Below are 16,609 nucleotides of genomic sequence, written 5' to 3'. Positions count from 1 at the left end.
GGTTCGACGGCATGAGGCGAGAGCGAGGACAATGGTGACGACCGATCCGGGAACTTTCGGGAACGGCAGCGATCTGGACCGTCTCAAGACCGTCCTGGCGGGTTGGCGCACGTCGCTCGTGGACCTCAGCGGACGCAACCGACTGCTGAACTTCCGGCACACCCGCGCCTCGACACTGGAGATCTCCGCTCCCGCCCCGTCCGTCCTCGTGGACCTGCTGGAGAGCGGTGCGCTGACGTTCGCCCCGCTCCCCGACGAGGCCCCGGCGGAGGGCGAGGAGCCGTCGTGCCGGCCGCCCGGCGAGACGGACGTCGTCACGCAGAAGACCACGTCGCCCGCGCTCCAGCGGGCGTTGCGGTCGCTGCGTTCGAAGGCCACGCAGGTGTTCAACGACTACGGCTTGTGGACCCTCCACCTGGGCATCGGCGTTCTGCACTGGCGGGAGGACGGTTCGGCCGTCGACAGCCAGGCGCCCTTGATCCTGTTTCCCGTGGAACTGGTCCGGACGGCCACCGGCCAGGTCCTTCTCCAGGCGAACGACGACGAGGATCCGCAGCTCAATCCCGCGCTGCCCATCAAGCTGGAACAGTTCGGCATCGACTGGGGCCCTGTCGCCGACACCGACTGCCGCGACGTGACCGCGGTGCTTGAAGCCGTGCGCGAGGCCGTGGCCGGCAAGACGCTCTGGGAGGTGGAAGAGCGGGCTGTCATGGCGCTGTTCGCCTCCCACAAGGAGTCGATGTACCGCGACCTGCTGGAGAACGAGGACCGGCTCCTGGAGAGCGATCTCGTGCGCGCGGTGGCCGTGGGGCCGGGCGAATCCCTCGCCGCCGACCGCTTCGACTTCGAGGAAGTGCCGGCTGCACGCATCGACGAGCTCGCCCCGCCGGAAGACGCGCCCCTGGTCCTCGACGCGGACACCTCGCAGCGGCAGGCCGTCGCGGCGGCCGTGGCCGGCAAGTCCTTCGTACTGGACGGGCCTCCGGGAACCGGCAAGAGCCAGACCATCACCAACATCATCGCCGGGCTGATGCACGCCGGGCGGAGCGTGCTGTTCGTCAGTGAGAAGGCAGCAGCCCTGGACGTCGTGCTGCAGCGCCTGCAATCGGTGGGGCTCGACTCCTACGCCCTCGCCCTCCACAGTCGCAACACCAGCCGCAAGGCAGTGGCCCAGGAACTGGGCCGAGCCCTCTCCGAGCAACCGCGGGCCGTCGGGTTCCCCGACCAGGAGAGGGCCCAGGCCCGTCACGATCGTGAGGCCTTGTCCGCGTACGCCGCAGCTGTGAACGAGTTGCGGCAGCCCTTGGGGCGCACGCTGCACGAGATCGTCGGTCGGGTCGGCAAGCTCGACGACGCCCCCGTCGCCTACCTCGCCACCGGCGACGGCACCGCCCGGGCTTTCGACCCCTCCACTCTCTCCGAGACGGACCTGGCGGACCTGCTCAAAGCCGCCAGGGACGTGGGCGGCGCCTGGCAGGCCGTGGCGGACCCGACCTTCCCCTGGCGCGACTTGCGTACGGACCGGGCGCATCCGGGCCCCGCTCTGGAGGAGTCGCGTACGGCCCTGACCGGGCTGCGCATCGCCCTCGCCGACTACGAGGCGCTGAACACCGACGGCGCGCCCTTCACCACGGCGGCGCAGGTCGACCGGCTGCTCCGGCTACTCCGGCTTCTGGACGAACGCGTGTCCGTGCCCCTGTGGTGGCTGACCGATGACGATGTCGCCCACTCCGTGACCGATCCGGTCGAGGCCTTTCTCGGCGCGCTGCGTGGCGTGCGAGGAGCCCACCGGTCCGCGCGAGCCCTCGTGGGCGAGCGCTGGCAGGAGCTGTCCCCACGGCTTCGGCCCGAGCTCCCGGCCGCTGAACAAGCCCTGGCCGCCCTTGAACCACGAGGGCTGGACCTGACCGGGCTGACCGAGCGGGAGACCGAGGACCGCCTCCGGGACTTCGCCGAGGCGGCCGTCCTGCTGGAGGGTCTCACCCCCGCGGCCCGAGAACTCAGCCGTGCCCTGGGCGTCGAAGAACCGCCGTCACTGGCCCGGACGGTGGCTCTGTGCGACCTGACCGACCTGGCCGCCGCCCCGCACCGCCCGATGGAGGCATGGTTCGATCCGCATGAATTCGCCGCCGCACAGCAGGCGGCACTGGGCCTCGCGGCTGCCGCAGTGGGAGAGTTCGAGGAGCGCCGGGACCGGACGGCGGCGGCGCGGGAGGCCGCACGGCAGCAGGCCGGAACCGGCTGGGCCGACCTGGCTCCCGATGTGCCCGAATCCCCGGAGGCTGCCGAACTCGCGCTGAGCACCCTGGAACCGCCGGGAGTCGATCTCGGCTCACTGGGCCGCAACCGAGCCGGCTCGCTCGCCTCCGACTGGAACGCCCTCGCCAACACGCTGGAGGGTGCGGCGAAGTGCGCGCTGGACGCGGCGGATCTGCTGGGCTGCCCGCCTCCGCTGACCGGCGCCGAGACCCGGTCGGTCGCAGGACTCGCCGCCCTGGCAGCGGACTCCCACCGGGCTCCCGCCGACTGGTTCGACCCGGAGGTGCTGCCCCGGGCCCGTCGGGCCGTGCAGGACCTGCACCGCCTCGTGGACGTCCTCGACGAGGCCCGAGGTGAAGCGCAGGGGCTGTTCGGACCCGACACCCCGCGTACCGGCGGTCTGACCGATGCGGTGAGCCGCCTCTCGGAGAACGGCCGGCGATTCGCGGCCGGCCTGTCCTCCCAGGTCCGCGCCGACCGGAAGCTCGTCGGCCGGCTCAGCAACAACGGATCGTGGCACACCGCACTGCACGAGGAGATGGCCAAGGCCGCCGCCTGGCAACGGGCGTACCAGGCCGTTCGGGCCGCGGTCGCGGAGTACGGTGACCTGCTCGCGGGCTACGCCGGTGACGACGTACCCGACCTCGATGCGCTCGACGGCGCGCTCCGCCAGGCCGAGGAGGCCCATCGGTTCGGCGGGGCCGTCGTGGCCGATGCGTCTCGCCGCCGGCGGCTCGCCGCCCAACTGGCAGACGGTGCCGAGCCCGACCCCGGACTCCTCGAATGGGCCGTGCGGCTGGACGGTGATCTGGGCACGTGGGCCTCCGCGTTGCGGGAAGCGCCGTTGCGCGAGTACGAAGTGGCGCTCAGCGGCCTCTGCCCGGCTGCGGCCGCCGCGTGGCTGCACGCGCACACGCCCGCGCTGGACGACGCGGTGCGGCTCATCGACACCCTTCAGTCCGTCGCACGCCGGGAGTTCGTCCCGGGCACGGAGTACACCCTGGCCTCGGCACGCGCCGCCGTCGCCCTGGCTCACGCCGCTCAACGGGACAGTGCGGCCTTCGCGTCCGGCGAGGCCGCGGACCGGGAGCTGCTGGGTGCCTGGTACGCCGGTCTGGACACCCGACTTGAGGACGGGCCGTCCGCCGATGGCGACGCACCGGTGGAGATCGCCCTGCTGCGCGAGGCGGTGCGGCTTCTGCGTGCCGGGGGCCGCGGGTCCGCGCCGACGGCCGACGCGTCCCCTGCCATCGGGCTCGTGGGCGAGTACGCCGCCGAGGGCCGTCTGCGCACGACGGCTCTGGCCATGGCCCTTGCGGCGGCGTCCGATGCCCACCGGCTCCTCGGGCCGGTACTCGCGGACCCGGAACGGCGGAGCGGGGTCGCGCGTGTCCTCTCCTGCGGCCGGCCCGCCGTGCCGGGTCTGATCGAGACCGCCGCGCGCCTTCGCGCCGGCTGCGCCGACTGGGAGCGCTTCACGCACTCCCCGGTGATGGCCGCCGTCGGCTCGGGACTGCGGGGCCGCTCGCTGCCCCGAGCCGCGGCATGGCTGCGCGCCCACCTGGAGCCGCTGGAAGAAGCCCAGAGCTTCATCCACTCGGTGGCCCGCGTCACCGATCAGGCGCAGGGGGCCACCACCCGGCTGTCCCTCGGCGGCGCCCGGGCCTTCGTGGCGGCCGTACTGGCGGCGCGCTCCGCGGAGGAGGACTTCCTGGGCTCCGATGCGGACCACCGCCGCGTACTCGGTGACCTCTACGAGGGGGTCCGCACCACTCGGGAAGACGTCCACCGGGCTCTGGACTGGACCCTCAACGCCCGGCGGACGGCCTCCCGCACCGGTACCGCCGCCCCGTTCACCGCCGAGGCGGCACGACTTCTGCTGCGCGCGGCACCCGACTCGTCGGTGGAGCGGCGGGACCGCGACCGGCTGGAACGGACCGAGGTGCTGATCGGCCACTTCGCGCCGGCGCGGGCGGCGGAGATCCGTGCCGAGCTGGAGACGTCCCTGCCGGGCGCCGAGGCACTCCTCGACCGCATGGCCGACGATCCCTACGGACCCGACGCCTGGCTCCGCGCCGCCGCGGCCCACGCCGTGTTGAGCCGCTACGGCCTGGAGGACCTGCCCGCACAACTGGCGGACCGCGACGTGCCCGCCTCCTCGTTCCCCGTGGCCGTGGAGCGCACGGTGCTACGGGCGTGGGTGGAGCACCAGCTCGCCACCGACGGCCGTCTGTCGATGGTTCGGGCCACGGACCGGGACGAGTTGGTGGAGCGGTACCGACGGCTGGACCGCGGGCTGGTGCAAGCAGCACATGCGACGGTGATCGATGCCTGCAACGCGAGGCGACCGCGAAGGGCGACGACGGGGCAGGCCGCGATCCTCAGCCGCCAGGCGAAGCTGCAACGACGGCACAAGCCCGTCCGGCATCTCCTCGACGAGACGCGCGACGTCGTTCGACGGCTCAAGCCGTGCTTCATGATGAGCCCTTTGACGGTCAGCCAGTTCCTGCCCGCCGACTTCCGCTTCGACGTCGTGATCTTCGACGAGGCGTCCCAGGTCCTGCCGCAGGACGCGGTGAACGCCATCTACCGCGGGGACGCCCTGATCGTGGCGGGCGACCCTCGACAGCTCCCGCCCACCTCCTTCTTCAGCGCAGGCGGTGATTCCGATGAAGACGACGAATGGGACGAGGAGGTGCCCGACACCTTCGAGTCGATCCTGAACGCCTGCAAGGCCAGCGGAGTCATACGCGAGCTGTCCCTGCGCTGGCACTACCGGAGCCGCCACGAGGATCTGATCGCCTTCAGCAACCGCGAGTTCTACGAGGACTCCATGGTCGTGTTCCCCGGTGCGGTCACCGAGGGCCGCGACGTGGGCGTCGCCTTCTACAAGGCCGACGGCGTGTACGACCGCGGCAACCGGCGCGACAACGTCGGAGAGGCCGCGCTGGTGGCGGAGCGCGTCATCCACCACTTCTCGACGCGGCCGCACCTGACTCTCGGCGTCGTCACCCTCTCCAAGGCCCAGGCGGACGCCGTCGAGGACGCGGTGGCCGAGGCCCGTAAGGTACGGCCCGATCTCGACCGGCACTTCACCGAGGACCGACTCGACGGATTCTTCGTCAAGAACCTGGAGACGGTCCAGGGCGACGAACGCGACGTGATCATCATGTCGGTCGGCTACGGCCGGGACGCGGAGGGGAAGCTGCGGGCGACGTTCGGCCCGGTCAACAACGTCGAGACGGGTTGGCGACGGCTGAACGTGGCCGTGACCCGTGCTCGCCACCGGATGGAGGTCGTGGCGTCCTTCCACGGCTCGGAGCTGTCGGACAGCACGAACAAGAGCGTTCAGCACTTCAAGCGCTACCTGCAGTACGCGGAGCAGGGTCCGTCGATCCTGGCCACGGCGGCACCCGACGCGGACGCCGCACCGGAGAGCCCGTTCGAGGAGGACGTGCTCGACACCCTGCGCGGCTGGGGCTACGACGTCCAACCGCAGGTCGGCGTGGCCGGCTTCCGGATCGACATGGCGGTCCGCCACCCTGCGGCTCCCGGTTCGTACGCGTTGGGCATCGAATGCGACGGCGCGATGTACCACTCCTCTCGCGCGGCCCGCGACCGCGACCGGCTGCGCGAGGAGGTCCTGCGCGGCCTGGGATGGAACCTGCACCGGATCTGGGGCACCGACTGGTACCGCAACCGCCGGGACGCGCAGCGACGGCTCCGCGAAGCCGTCGCGGCTGCTTGCTCCGTCGATCCTCACGCGCCTGCGCCGGACGCGGAAGACGTCCCGGTCCTGGTCCCCGAGACGCCGGAGGTCGAGATCGTTCCCATCGAGGAATCGGACCGCTCGGAGTGGAGCCGCCCCTACCGCGCGATGCGCCCCGGAGAACTCCGGGACCTTCGCCGCCTCCTGGGTGCGCAAACGGGGCTGGGCTCCGTCGACCTGCGGGACGCCGAGGCCATCGGCCTCGTGGCGGAGCTGGCCCGGCACATCGTGTCGGTCGAGGGCCCGATCGAGGAGGAGGTTCTGATCGGCCGGGTGCGGGAGGCGTGGCACCTCGACCGCGCCGGCCAGATCGTGCAGGCCAGTGTACGAAGGGCTCTGGAGCGACTGCGGCAGAGGAAGCAGGCGGTGCGGACGGACACCGCGTGGGACGTGCCGGGGCGCGAGGTGACGGCGGCCCGCACCCCCAGCGCGGACCTCGAACGCAAGAAGGTCATGCACGTGCCACCGGTCGAACGGCAGCTCGCCCTCCTGGGCGTGCTGTCCGAATCACCCGGTCTGAGCCGCGAGGAACTGGCCCGGGAAACGGCCCGGTTCTTCGGCTGGCTGCGCCTGGGCGCCGACATCCGCGCGGCCTTCGACACGGACATCGCCTCGCTCATCGCCCGAAACGCGATCACGGACGGCCCGGCAGGGCTCGTCCCGGTGGAACCTCCGTCCGTCACCGACTAGCGCTTCCCCTGTGAGGATGCCTCCTGCGGCCCCAGCGGCCGCAGGAGGGAGTCCCCGTGGACATGGGTCTGTGCTGTACGTTTCCGGCCCACAGCCGTGTTCCCCGCTACTGGCTCCCGGTCCCCGAAAGCCCGGGACACGCTTGAGCAGGGCCGCTACGCCGGGCAGCGAGGCTTCACGTCGCCTGAATCCAACCCTCAAACGAGCTCAGCGAGTGCACACTGCGCACGGATAAGAGCTCAGATCAGGCGCCCTTCGCGATCGGCTCCAGGATCGCCACGCACTCCACGTGGTGCGTCATCGGGAAGAGGTCGAAGACGCGGAGGGTGCGGGGCTTGTAGCCCGCCTCGGCGAAGTAGGCCAGGTCGCGGGCCAGGGCCGCCGGGTCGCAGGCCACGTACGCGATGCGGCGGGCGGAGAGGCCCGCCACGTGGCGGACCGTCTGCTTGCCGGCGCCGGCCCGCGGGGGGTCCAGGACGACCAGGTCGCACTCGGTGATCCCGGTCTTCGGGAGGACCGACTCCACCTTGCCCTGCTCGATGCGGACCCGGGGGAAGTCCGCCAGGTTGTGCCGGGCGTCCTCGACCGCGCGCTTCGTCGACTCGATGCCGAGCACCGCGCCCGTCTCGCCCAGGCGTTCGGCGAGGGCGCCCGCGAAGATGCCGACGCCGCAGTAGAGGTCGAGGGCCATCTCGCCCTTGCGCGGCATCAGGCCCTGCATGACGGCCTTGATCAGGGTGTCTGCGGCCTGCGGGTGGACCTGCCAGAAGCCGCCCATGCCGACGCGGTACGTACGGCCGTCCGCGCGCTCACGGACGAAGGGGCGGCCGTGGACCCGGTGGACCCCGCCGTCCTTCTCCTCGACCCGCAGGACCGAGACCGGCTTGTCGAGCTCGACCAGCGGGAGGCGGCCGCCCGGGCGCGGGGTGAGGACGACCTGGCGGTCCTGGGAGCCGGTCGCGGCGATCGCCTCGACCGTGGCCATCTGGGGCCAGTCCTGCTTCTCGATGCCCAGCTCGCTGACGCCCGGCGCCGCGATCATGCAGTGGTCGACCGGCTCGATGTCGTGCGAGCGGTGCTTGCGCAGACCCGCGCGGCCGGTCTCGTCGATGGCGTACTGGACGCGGGTGCGCCACTGCGGGACCTGGCCCGCCGGGAGCTTGTCGCCCTCGGCCGGCATGACCGTACCGTCCCAGCCGGCCTCCTCCGGGGTGAGCCCGGCGAGCCGCAGCAGCTGTTCGGCGACGACCTCGCCCTTGAGCCGGCGCTGCGCGCCCGGCTTGGCGTGCTGCCAGTCGCAGCCGCCGCACTTGCCGGGGCCGGCGTACGGGCACGGGGCCTCGACCCGGTCCTTGGACGCCTCCACGACCGTGATCGCGTCGGCGCGCAGGAAGCGGGAGTCCGACTCGCCCTCCGTCACGCGCGCGACGACCTTCTCGCCGGGCAGGGTGTGGCGGACGAAGAGGACGCGGCCGTCGGACGTCCGGGCGATGCAGTGGCCGCCGTGCGCGACGGGGCCGACCTCGACCTCGTACTCCTCCCCGACCAAGGACTGCTTCTCGTTCTGCTCGGTCATGGTGGGGAGACTCCAAAACATAAATGGGAACGGCCGGACGACCGACCCACCAGTTTACGTGGATCTCGTCCGGCCGTTTGCCAAGCCCCCGGGCGGCTACTTGCCCGCACGGTCCTTCGGGCGCGGGGTGTCCACCGGTCCGCGGCGCACCGCGCCCGGGGCGTTCCAATCCTGGCGCTTCTTCGCCCGCCTCTTCGCGAGCTCGGAGGACTCCAGCTGGTACGGCACCGAGGTGACCATCACGCCGGGGGTGAACAGCAGGCGGCCCTTGAGCCGCAGCGCGCTCTGGTTGTGCAGCAGGTGTTCGTACCAGCGGCCGACGACGTACTCCGGGATGTACACGCTGACGGCGTCGCGCGGGTTCTCGCTGCGCAGGCCCTTCACGTACTCGACCACGGGGCGCGTGATCTCGCGGTACGGGGAGTCGAGGATCTTGAGCGGTACGTTGATCCCGCGCCGCTCCCACTCCTCCTTCAGCGCCTTCGTCTCGACCGGGTCGACGCTGATGCTGAGCGCCTCCAGGGTGTCCGAGCGGGTCAGCTTGGCGAAGGCCAGGGCGCGCAGCGTGGGCTTGTGCACCTTGGAGACCAGGACGATGGAGTGGACCCGGGAGGGCCGCACGCTGTCGTCGCTGGGGCCCTCGGCGGCGGCGATCTCGGCGGCGACGCGGTCGTAGTGCTTCCGGATCGCGGTCATCGTGCCGTAGAAGATCACCATGCCCAGCAGGGCGACCCAGGCGCCGTGCGTGAACTTGGTGGCCAGGACGACGACCAGCACCAGGCCGGTGAAGAGCGCGCCGAAGGTGTTGATGGCCCGGGAGCGGTGCATCCGGCGCCGGACGGCCTGGTCCTTCTCGGTCCGCAGGTGGCGGTTCCAGTGCCGGACCATGCCGATCTGGCTCAGCGTGAAGGAGACGAACACGCCGACGATGTAGAGCTGGATCAGCTTGGTGGAGTCGGCGTCGTAGATCCACACGAGCAGGATGGCGGCGCCGGCGAGCAGCACGATGCCGTTCGAGAAGGCGAGCCGGTCACCGCGGGTGTGCAGCTGGCGCGGCAGGTAGCGGTCCTGCGCGAGGATCGAGCCGAGCAGCGGGAAGCCGTTGTACGCGGTGTTCGCGGCCAGGAACAGCACGAGCGCGGTGGCGGTCGCGAGCACGATGAACAGGAAGCTGCCGTTGCCGAAGACGGCCTCGGCCACCTGGGAGATCACCGGGTGCTGGACGAAGTCGGGGCCGACGGGGACGCCGTTGTCCAGCAGGTTCGTCGCGGGCGCCTCGGCCATCCTCACGTTGGTGGCCATGGCCAGGCCGATGATCCCGCAGAACATCGTGACGGCGAGGGCGCCCATGAGGGCGAGGGTGGAGGCGGCGTTCTTGCTCTTGGGCTTGCGGAAGGCGGGGACGCCGTTGCTGATCGCCTCGACGCCGGTCAGGGCGGCGCATCCGGAGGAGAAGGCCCTCAGCAGCAGGAAGACCAGCGCGAAGCCGGCCAGCCCCTGGTGCTCGGCCTTGATCTCCAGGTGGGCCGTCGGGGCCTCCATGGTGTCGCCGGCGACCAGACCGCGCCAGGCGCCCCAGGCGATCATCACGAAGACGGCTCCGACGAACACGTACGTCGGAATGGCGAAGAGCTTCCCGGATTCCTTCACACCGCGCAGATTCATCAGCGTGAGCAGCAGAATCATGATCACCGCGGAGAGCACCTTGTGCTCGATGACGAAATCCACGGCGGAGCCGAGATTCTCGACTCCGGAGGAGATCGACACGGCGACCGTCAGGACGTAGTCGACGAGCAGCGCGCTCGCGACGGTGAGTCCGGCCTTCGGCCCGAGGTTGGTGTTGGCGACCTCGTAGTCACCGCCGCCGCTGGGGTACGCGTGGACGTTCTGGCGGTAGGAGGCGACCACGGTGAACATCAGCACGACGACCGCGAGGGCGATCCAGGGGCTGAAGTGGTACGCCGAAACACCGGCGATCGACAGGACCAGCAGGACCTCGCCAGGGGCATATGCCACCGAGGAGAGCGGGTCGGATGCGAACACGGGTAGGGCGATCCGCTTGGGGAGGAGCGTTTCCCCGAGGCGGTCGCTGCGTAGCGCCCGGCCGATCAGGATCCGTTTGGGCACGTCGGTCAGTTTGGACACGCAGAGGATCGTAAGCGTTCGAAATCGGCCTGACGAACCCCCCGCCCGCATTACAGGGCAATGACACCCGCATTGAGACCCTGCGTGGACGGCAAAGGCCACATGGGGGACCGCCCGTGTGTAGCTTGGGCCATGGTCTGAGACCCTGTGAAGCCAGAGCATGCAATGAGGCTGGGAACCAGCGAGCGCTGACAGCCGGAAGGACGGCCGTGCACATCGTCATTATGGGCTGCGGAAGAGTGGGCTCCGCCCTCGCGCAGACCTTGGAACAGCAGGGGCATACGGTCGCTGTCGTCGACCAGGACCCCACCGCATTCCGCCGGCTGGGAGCCGGATTCGGCGGGCGCCGCGTCACCGGGGTCGGCTTCGACCAGGACACGCTGCGCGAGGCCGGGATCGAGGAAGCGGGCGCCTTCGCCGCCGTCAGCAGTGGTGACAATTCCAACATCATCGCCGCCCGCGTGGCGCGCGAGATGTTCGGCGTCGAGAACGTCGCCGCCCGCATCTACGACCCCAAGCGCGCCGAGGTCTACCAGCGCCTGGGCATCCCCACCGTCGCGACCGTACGGTGGACCGCCGACCAGATGCTGCGCCGGCTGCTGCCGTCCGGGGCCGAGCCGCTGTGGCGCGACCCGAGCGGCGGGGTCCAGCTCGCCGAGGTGCACACCTCCGCCGCCTGGATCGGGCACAAGGTCAGCAAGCTCCAGGAGGAGACCGGCGTCCGCGTGGCGTTCCTCACCCGGCTGGGCGAGGCGATGCTGCCGACCTCCCAGACGGTGCTGCAGGAGGGCGACCTCGTCCACGTGATGATGCGCACGGACGAGATCGACAAGGTCGAGGCGTCCTTCGCCGAGGGCCCCGAGGAGGCACACGCATGAGGGTCGCGATCGCCGGAGCCGGCGCGGTGGGCCGTTCCATCGCGGGTGAGCTGCTGGAGAACGGGCACGAGGTGCTCCTCGTCGACAAGGCGCCGACCGCCATCTCCGTGGAGCGGGTCCCGCAGGCCGAGTGGCTGCTGGCCGACGCCTGCGAGATCACCTCGCTCGACGAGGCCGCGCTGCAGCGCTGCAACGTCGTCATCGCCGCCACGGGCGACGACAAGGTCAACCTGGTCGTCTCCCTGCTGGCCAAGACCGAGTACGGGGTCCCCCGGGTCGTGGCGCGGGTCAACAACCCGAAGAACGAGTGGCTCTTCAACGAGTCCTGGGGCGTGGACGTCGCGGTCTCCACTCCGCGCCTGATGTCGGCCCTGGTCGAGGAGGCCGTCAGCGTCGGCGACCTGGTGCGGCTGCTGCGCTTCAGCCACGGCGACGCCAACCTCGTCGAGCTGACCCTGCCCGCCGACTCCTCGGTCGCCGGCACCCAGATCAGCGAGATCACCTGGCCCGAGGACACCTCGCTGGTCACGATCATCCGCGGCAACCGGGTCCTCACCCCGCACGGCGAGGAGACCCTGGAGCCGGGCGACGAGCTGCTCTTCGTGGCCGCCCAGGCCCGTGAGGAGCAGCTGGAGGACCTCCTCCAGGCCCGTCACTGACGGACGTGCACGTGAAGGGGGCGGGCAGCCGGTCGGCTGCCCGCCCCCTTCACGTGGGCACCACGTCACTTGGCGCGCTTGGCGTGCTTGGTGTCACTTGGCGCGCTAGGCATCACTTGGCGTGCTTTGCCTGGGTCTTGCGGGCCTTCTCCGCGGCCTCCTCGGCCTCCCACTCCGCGATCACGTCGATCGGCGGCGGGGCCTTCGCCAGGAAGACCCACGTGAAGTACACCGCGAGCACCATCGGCGGCAGCTTCAGCGCGATCAGCACCCAGCCCAGCTGGGTCGCGTCCCCCCACCAGTACAGCGGGAAGAGGATCGCGTACTTCGCGAGGAAGATGAGCCCCCAGGCCAGGCTGGCCTTGGTGTACGCCTTCTTCCGCCCGGGATTGCGCGTCCGCCAGGACAGGTTCTCCTTGAAGACCGGCCCCAGGATCACGCCCAGCAGCGGGAAGCCCACCAGCGCGGAGAGCGTGAAGGCCACGCCCAGCCCGGCGCCGTAGATCATGCCGGGCAGGTAGAAGCCCTTGGCGGTGCCCGTGAAGAGCGCGAAGGCCACGCCGACGCCCACGCCGAAGACCCCGCTGAACGCGTGCTTGACGGTGTCCTTGCGCAGCAGGCGCACGATCACGAGCAGGACGGCGACCGCCCCCGCCGCGATCGCGGACATCTTCACGTCCTTGTTGACCGTGTAGATCATCACGAAGAGGAGCCCGGGGAGCATCGTCTCCACGGTGCCCCGCACGCCTCCGAACGCGTCGAAGAGCGCCGCCTGGGTCACGGCCTTCTGGTCCGCGGTCGGTTCGCCCGCGGGATCCGGGGTGATCGGTTTGTCGAGTGACGTCACCGGCTACTGCTCCTGTCCGAGCGGTCGGAGTTCGTACTTCGGGTTGAAGAGGACCCTGCGGCCGTGGCTCATCGCGATCCGCCCCGAGGCGATCATGCGCCGGCCCGGTTCGATTCCCACGATCGAGCGACGCCCGAGCCAGACCACGTCCAGTGCGGCGGAGCCGTCGAAGAGCTCCGCCTCCAGGGCGGGCACCCCTGCGCGGGGGCGGAGGGTGACGGTACGCAGCGTTCCCGTCACCTTGACTATCTGGCGGTCGTGGCAGTCGAAGATCCGGGTGCACCCCGCGGCTTCTGCGTCCTCCTGCAGTTCCGCCGAATGCAGCTCCTCCTGCGAGGTGGACAGCCGCTCTATCATCCTCCGGAACCGGCCCGCCGGCCTGACCGGCTTGACGGACTTCTCGGGACGCGGTTCAGCACTCATACAGGAAGCGTACCGGCGCCCCGCCTACCTCTCGAAGCGGTATCCCATGCCCGGTTCCGTGATGAAGTGCCGCGGATGCGAGGGGTCCGCCTCCAGCTTGCGCCGCAGCTGGGCCATGTAGACCCGCAGGTAGTTGGTCTCGGTGCCGTACGAGGGTCCCCAGACCTCCTGGAGGAGCTGCTTCTGGCTCACCAGCTTGCCGCCGTTGCGGACCAGCACTTCCAGCAGGTGCCATTCGGTGGGCGTGAGCCGTACGTCGCGGCCCTCGCGCACGGCCTTCTTGGCGGCCAGGTCCACCGTGAAGCCGTCGGTCTCCACGATCACCTCGTCCTCGCCGGAGCCCGCTCCCGGCTCGGCCCGCCGGACGGCCGCCCGCAGCCGCGCCAGCAGCTCGTCCATGCCGAAGGGCTTGGTGACGTAGTCGTCGGCCCCGGCGTCCAGGGCCTCGACCTTCTCGTCGGAGCTGTGCCGGGCCGAGAGGACCAGGATCGGCACCCGGGTCCAGCCGCGCAGGCCCTTGATCACCTCGACGCCGTCCATGTCGGGCAGGCCCAGGTCGAGCACGACCACGTCGGGGTGGCGGGCGGCCGCGAGCTCCAGGGCCTGGGCCCCGTCCGCCGCGGCGTCGACCTCGTACTTGCGCGCCTTCAGATTGATCACGAGGGCTCGGACGATCTGCGGCTCGTCGTCCACCACGAGCACCCGGGTCATTGAGGTCCTGCTTTCTGTCGTACGGGGTCGAGATCGATGGGGTCGTCGGCGCCGGCGGCCACGCCGTCGTCCGGCGCGGAGCGCTCGGTTTCGGTTTCGGTTTCGTTTTCGGTTTCGCGTTCGTCCGCGCGTTCCGGTCCACTGTCGCGCGGCGCCGCGCGCAGCGTCAGCACCATGGTCAGTCCGCCGCCGGGGGTGTCCTCGGCGGCGAGGGTGCCGTCCATGGCCTCGGCGAAGCCGCGGGCCACCGCGAGGCCGAGGCCGACCCCGGCGCCGCGCGGGGCGTCCCCGTGCCGCTGGAAGGGGGCGAAGATCCGGTCCTTGGCCTCTTCGGGCACTCCCGGCCCGCGGTCCACGACACGTACCTCGACCCGGTCGCCCAGGTGGCTCGCCCGGACCAGCACCCGCTCGTCGGCCGGGCTGTACTTGACGGCGTTCTCCACCACGTTGGCCACGCTCCGCTCCAGCAGCCCGGGGTCCACCGCCACCATGGGCAGGGTCTCCGGGATGTCCAGCACCACGCTGTCCTCCGGTACGCCGCCCAGAGCCATCGGGACCACCTCGTCGAGGTCGATCTCCCGGATCAGCGGGGTCACCGTGCCGGTCTGCAGCCGGGACATGTCGAGCAGGTTGCCCACGAGGTGGTCCAGCCGGTCGGCGCCGTCCTCGATGCCTTCGAGGAGCTCGGCCCGGTCCTCCTCGGACCAGTCCACGTCGTCGGAGCGCAGGGAGGACACGGAGGCCTTGATGGAGGCCAGCGGCGTACGCAGGTCATGGCTGACAGCGGCCAGCAGCGCGGTCCGGATCCGGTTGCCCTCCGCCAGCCGGCGGGCCTCCTCGGCCTCCCCGACCAGCCGCTGCCGGTCCAGGACCACGGCGGCCTGGGCGGCGAAGGCGCCGAGGACGCGGCGGTCCTCGGCGGGCAGCACCCGGCCGGACAGGGCCAGCGCCATGTGGTCCCCGATGGGCATGTCCACATCGGCTTCCTCGGGGCGGTCGACCGGGCGCGGACCGACGCTGCCGGCCCGCTTCCAGGGCTCGACGTCGCTCGTGCGCTCCAGCAGCGCCACGGACTCCATGGCGAAGGTCTCGCGCACCCGTTCCAGCAGCGCGTCCAGCGCGGTCTCGCCGCGCAGCACGCTGCCGGCCAGGAAGGAGAGGATCTCGGACTCGGCGCGCAGCCGGGCGGCCTGGTGCGTGCGCCGGGCGGCCAGGTCCACCACGGAGGCCACGGAGACCGCCACCCCGAAGAAGACGGCGATGGCCACGATGTTCTTCGGGTCGGAGACGGTGAAGCGGTGGACGGGCGGGGCGAAGAAGTAGTTCAGCAGGAGCGAGCCGAAGGCGGCCGAGGCCAGCGCCGGCCAGAGCCCGCCGAGCAGGGCGGCGGCCACGGTCAGCGAGAGGAACAGCAGCATCTCGTTGGCGAGGCCCGGATCGGCGTTCACGTGCGTGAGCAGGACGGCCAGCAGGGCGGGGAGGAGGATCCCGACGATCCAGCCGGCGATGATCCGGGGCCGGCCGAGCCGGGCCGCCGAGCGGACCACGGGCAGACCGCGGCCGCGGGCGACCTCCTCGTGGGTGACGATGTGCACGTCGAGGTCGGGCCCCGAGTCGCGGGCCACCGTGGCGCCGACGCCGGGGCCGAACACGTACTGCCAGGCCTTGCGGCGGCTGGAGCCGAGCACGATCTGGGTGGCGTTGACCCCGCGGGCGAATTCGAGCAGCGCTTCGGGGACGTTGTCGCCGATCACATGGTGAAACGTTCCGCCAAGGTCTTCGACCAGCGTCCGCTGGACCGCGAGCTCCTTCGGCGAGGCCGCGGTCAGCCCGTCGCTGCGGGCGATGTAGACGGCGAGGATCTCGCTGCCCGAGCCCTTGGCGGCCATCCGGGAGGCGCGGCGGATGAGGGTGCGGCCCTCGGGCCCGCCCGTCAGCCCGACGACGATCCGCTCGCGGGCCTGCCAGGTCGAGCGGATGCCGTGCTCGCCCCGGTACTGCTGGAGGTATTCGTCGGCCCGGTCGGCCACCCACAGCAGCGCGAGCTCGCGCAGGGCGGTGAGGTTCCCGGGCCGGAAGTAGTTGGACAGGGCCGCGTCGACCTTGTCGGACTGGTAGATGTTGCCGTGCGCCATCCGCCGGCGCAGCGCCTGCGGGGACATGTCGACGAGCTCGATCTGGTCGGCCCGCCGCACCACCTCGTCCGGCACGGTCTCCCGCTGCCGCACCCCGGTGATGGACTCCACCACGTCGCCGAGCGACTCCAGGTGCTGGATGTTCACGGTGGACACCACGTCGATGCCCGCCCGCAGCAGCTCCTCCACGTCCTGCCAGCGCTTGGCGTTGCGCGAACCGGGCACGTTGGTGTGGGCGAGCTCGTCCACGAGCGCGATCGCGGGCCGGCGCGCCAGTACGGCGTCCACGTCCATCTCGGTGAACTCGGCGCCCCGGTACGGGAGCTGCCGGCGCGGGACCTGTTCCAGCCCGTGCAGCATCACCTCGGTGCGCGGCCGCCCGTGGTGCTCGACGAAGCCGACGACGCAGTCGGCACCCCGCTCCACCCGGCGGTGGGCCTCGGACAGCATCGCGTACGTCTTGCCCACACCGGGTGCCGCGCCGAGGTAGATCCGTAGCTTGCCGCGTCCCATGGGC

9 protein-coding genes are annotated in these 16,609 nt (G+C 71.2%); 3 read left to right on the top strand and 6 right to left on the bottom strand.

Annotated elements, in window-relative coordinates; genetic code table 11:
• Nucleotides 1-31 precede the first annotated feature (31 nt).
• Nucleotides 32-6,718 carry a DUF3320 domain-containing protein gene (locus tag ACFYXV_RS18050; RefSeq protein WP_389383411.1) on the top strand — a complete coding sequence of 2,229 codons (6,687 nt, stop codon included), beginning with the start codon at nucleotides 32-34 and terminating at the stop codon, nucleotides 6,716-6,718.
• A gap of 244 nt (nucleotides 6,719-6,962) precedes the next feature.
• Here ACFYXV_RS18050 and ACFYXV_RS18045 read toward each other — a convergent pair whose 3' ends face one another.
• Together ACFYXV_RS18045 and ACFYXV_RS18040 are read right to left on the bottom strand one after the other, a co-directional pair.
• On the bottom strand, nucleotides 6,963-8,294 hold the full coding sequence (locus tag ACFYXV_RS18045) for a class I SAM-dependent RNA methyltransferase (RefSeq protein ID WP_389383410.1): 1,332 nt from the start codon (nucleotides 8,292-8,294) through the stop codon (nucleotides 6,963-6,965).
• 96 nt (nucleotides 8,295-8,390) lie between these two features.
• Nucleotides 8,391-10,439 carry an APC family permease gene (locus tag ACFYXV_RS18040; RefSeq protein WP_385460458.1) on the bottom strand — a complete coding sequence of 683 codons (2,049 nt, stop codon included), beginning with the start codon at nucleotides 10,437-10,439 and terminating at the stop codon, nucleotides 8,391-8,393.
• Nucleotides 10,440-10,648: 209 nt separating this feature from the next.
• Here ACFYXV_RS18040 and ACFYXV_RS18035 point away from each other — a divergent pair, with 209 nt between their 5' ends.
• Nucleotides 10,649-11,317, top strand: coding sequence for a TrkA family potassium uptake protein (locus tag ACFYXV_RS18035; RefSeq protein ID WP_030154367.1), 669 nt, complete (start codon nucleotides 10,649-10,651; stop codon nucleotides 11,315-11,317).
• The gene (locus ACFYXV_RS18030) at nucleotides 11,314-11,976 is read left to right on the top strand and encodes a TrkA family potassium uptake protein (RefSeq protein ID WP_030859497.1); all 663 of its coding nucleotides are present in this window, start codon (nucleotides 11,314-11,316) and stop codon (nucleotides 11,974-11,976) included. The genes ACFYXV_RS18035 and ACFYXV_RS18030 overlap by 4 nt, the downstream gene beginning before the upstream one ends.
• Nucleotides 11,977-12,088: 112 nt before the next feature.
• Here ACFYXV_RS18030 and ACFYXV_RS18025 read toward each other — a convergent pair whose 3' ends face one another.
• From ACFYXV_RS18025 to ACFYXV_RS18010, 4 genes are read right to left on the bottom strand one after another with little or no spacing between them, the layout of a single operon-like run.
• Nucleotides 12,089-12,823, bottom strand: a complete 735-nt coding sequence (locus tag ACFYXV_RS18025) for a DUF3159 domain-containing protein (protein WP_383337426.1) — start codon at nucleotides 12,821-12,823, stop codon at nucleotides 12,089-12,091.
• A gap of 3 nt (nucleotides 12,824-12,826) precedes the next feature.
• A complete protein-coding gene (locus ACFYXV_RS18020; RefSeq protein WP_383337424.1) occupies nucleotides 12,827-13,246 on the bottom strand; it encodes an OB-fold nucleic acid binding domain-containing protein in 420 nt (139 codons plus the stop codon).
• A gap of 24 nt (nucleotides 13,247-13,270) precedes the next feature.
• Nucleotides 13,271-13,957 (bottom strand): response regulator, encoded by a 687-nt coding sequence (locus ACFYXV_RS18015; protein WP_030154358.1) that lies wholly within the window; start codon nucleotides 13,955-13,957, stop codon nucleotides 13,271-13,273.
• Nucleotides 13,954-16,605, bottom strand: a complete 2,652-nt coding sequence (locus tag ACFYXV_RS18010; protein ID WP_389383407.1) for a DUF4118 domain-containing protein — start codon at nucleotides 16,603-16,605, stop codon at nucleotides 13,954-13,956. The genes ACFYXV_RS18015 and ACFYXV_RS18010 overlap by 4 nt, the downstream gene beginning before the upstream one ends.
• Nucleotides 16,606-16,609 lie beyond the last annotated feature (4 nt).

Origin of the sequence: Streptomyces sp. NPDC002181 (assembly GCF_042890485.1) — a bacterium.
Classification (GTDB): Bacteria; Actinomycetota; Actinomycetes; order Streptomycetales; family Streptomycetaceae; genus Streptomyces.
The sequence above is the reverse complement of the archived record's forward strand: the minus strand, read 5'-3'. Positions and strand labels throughout refer to the sequence as shown.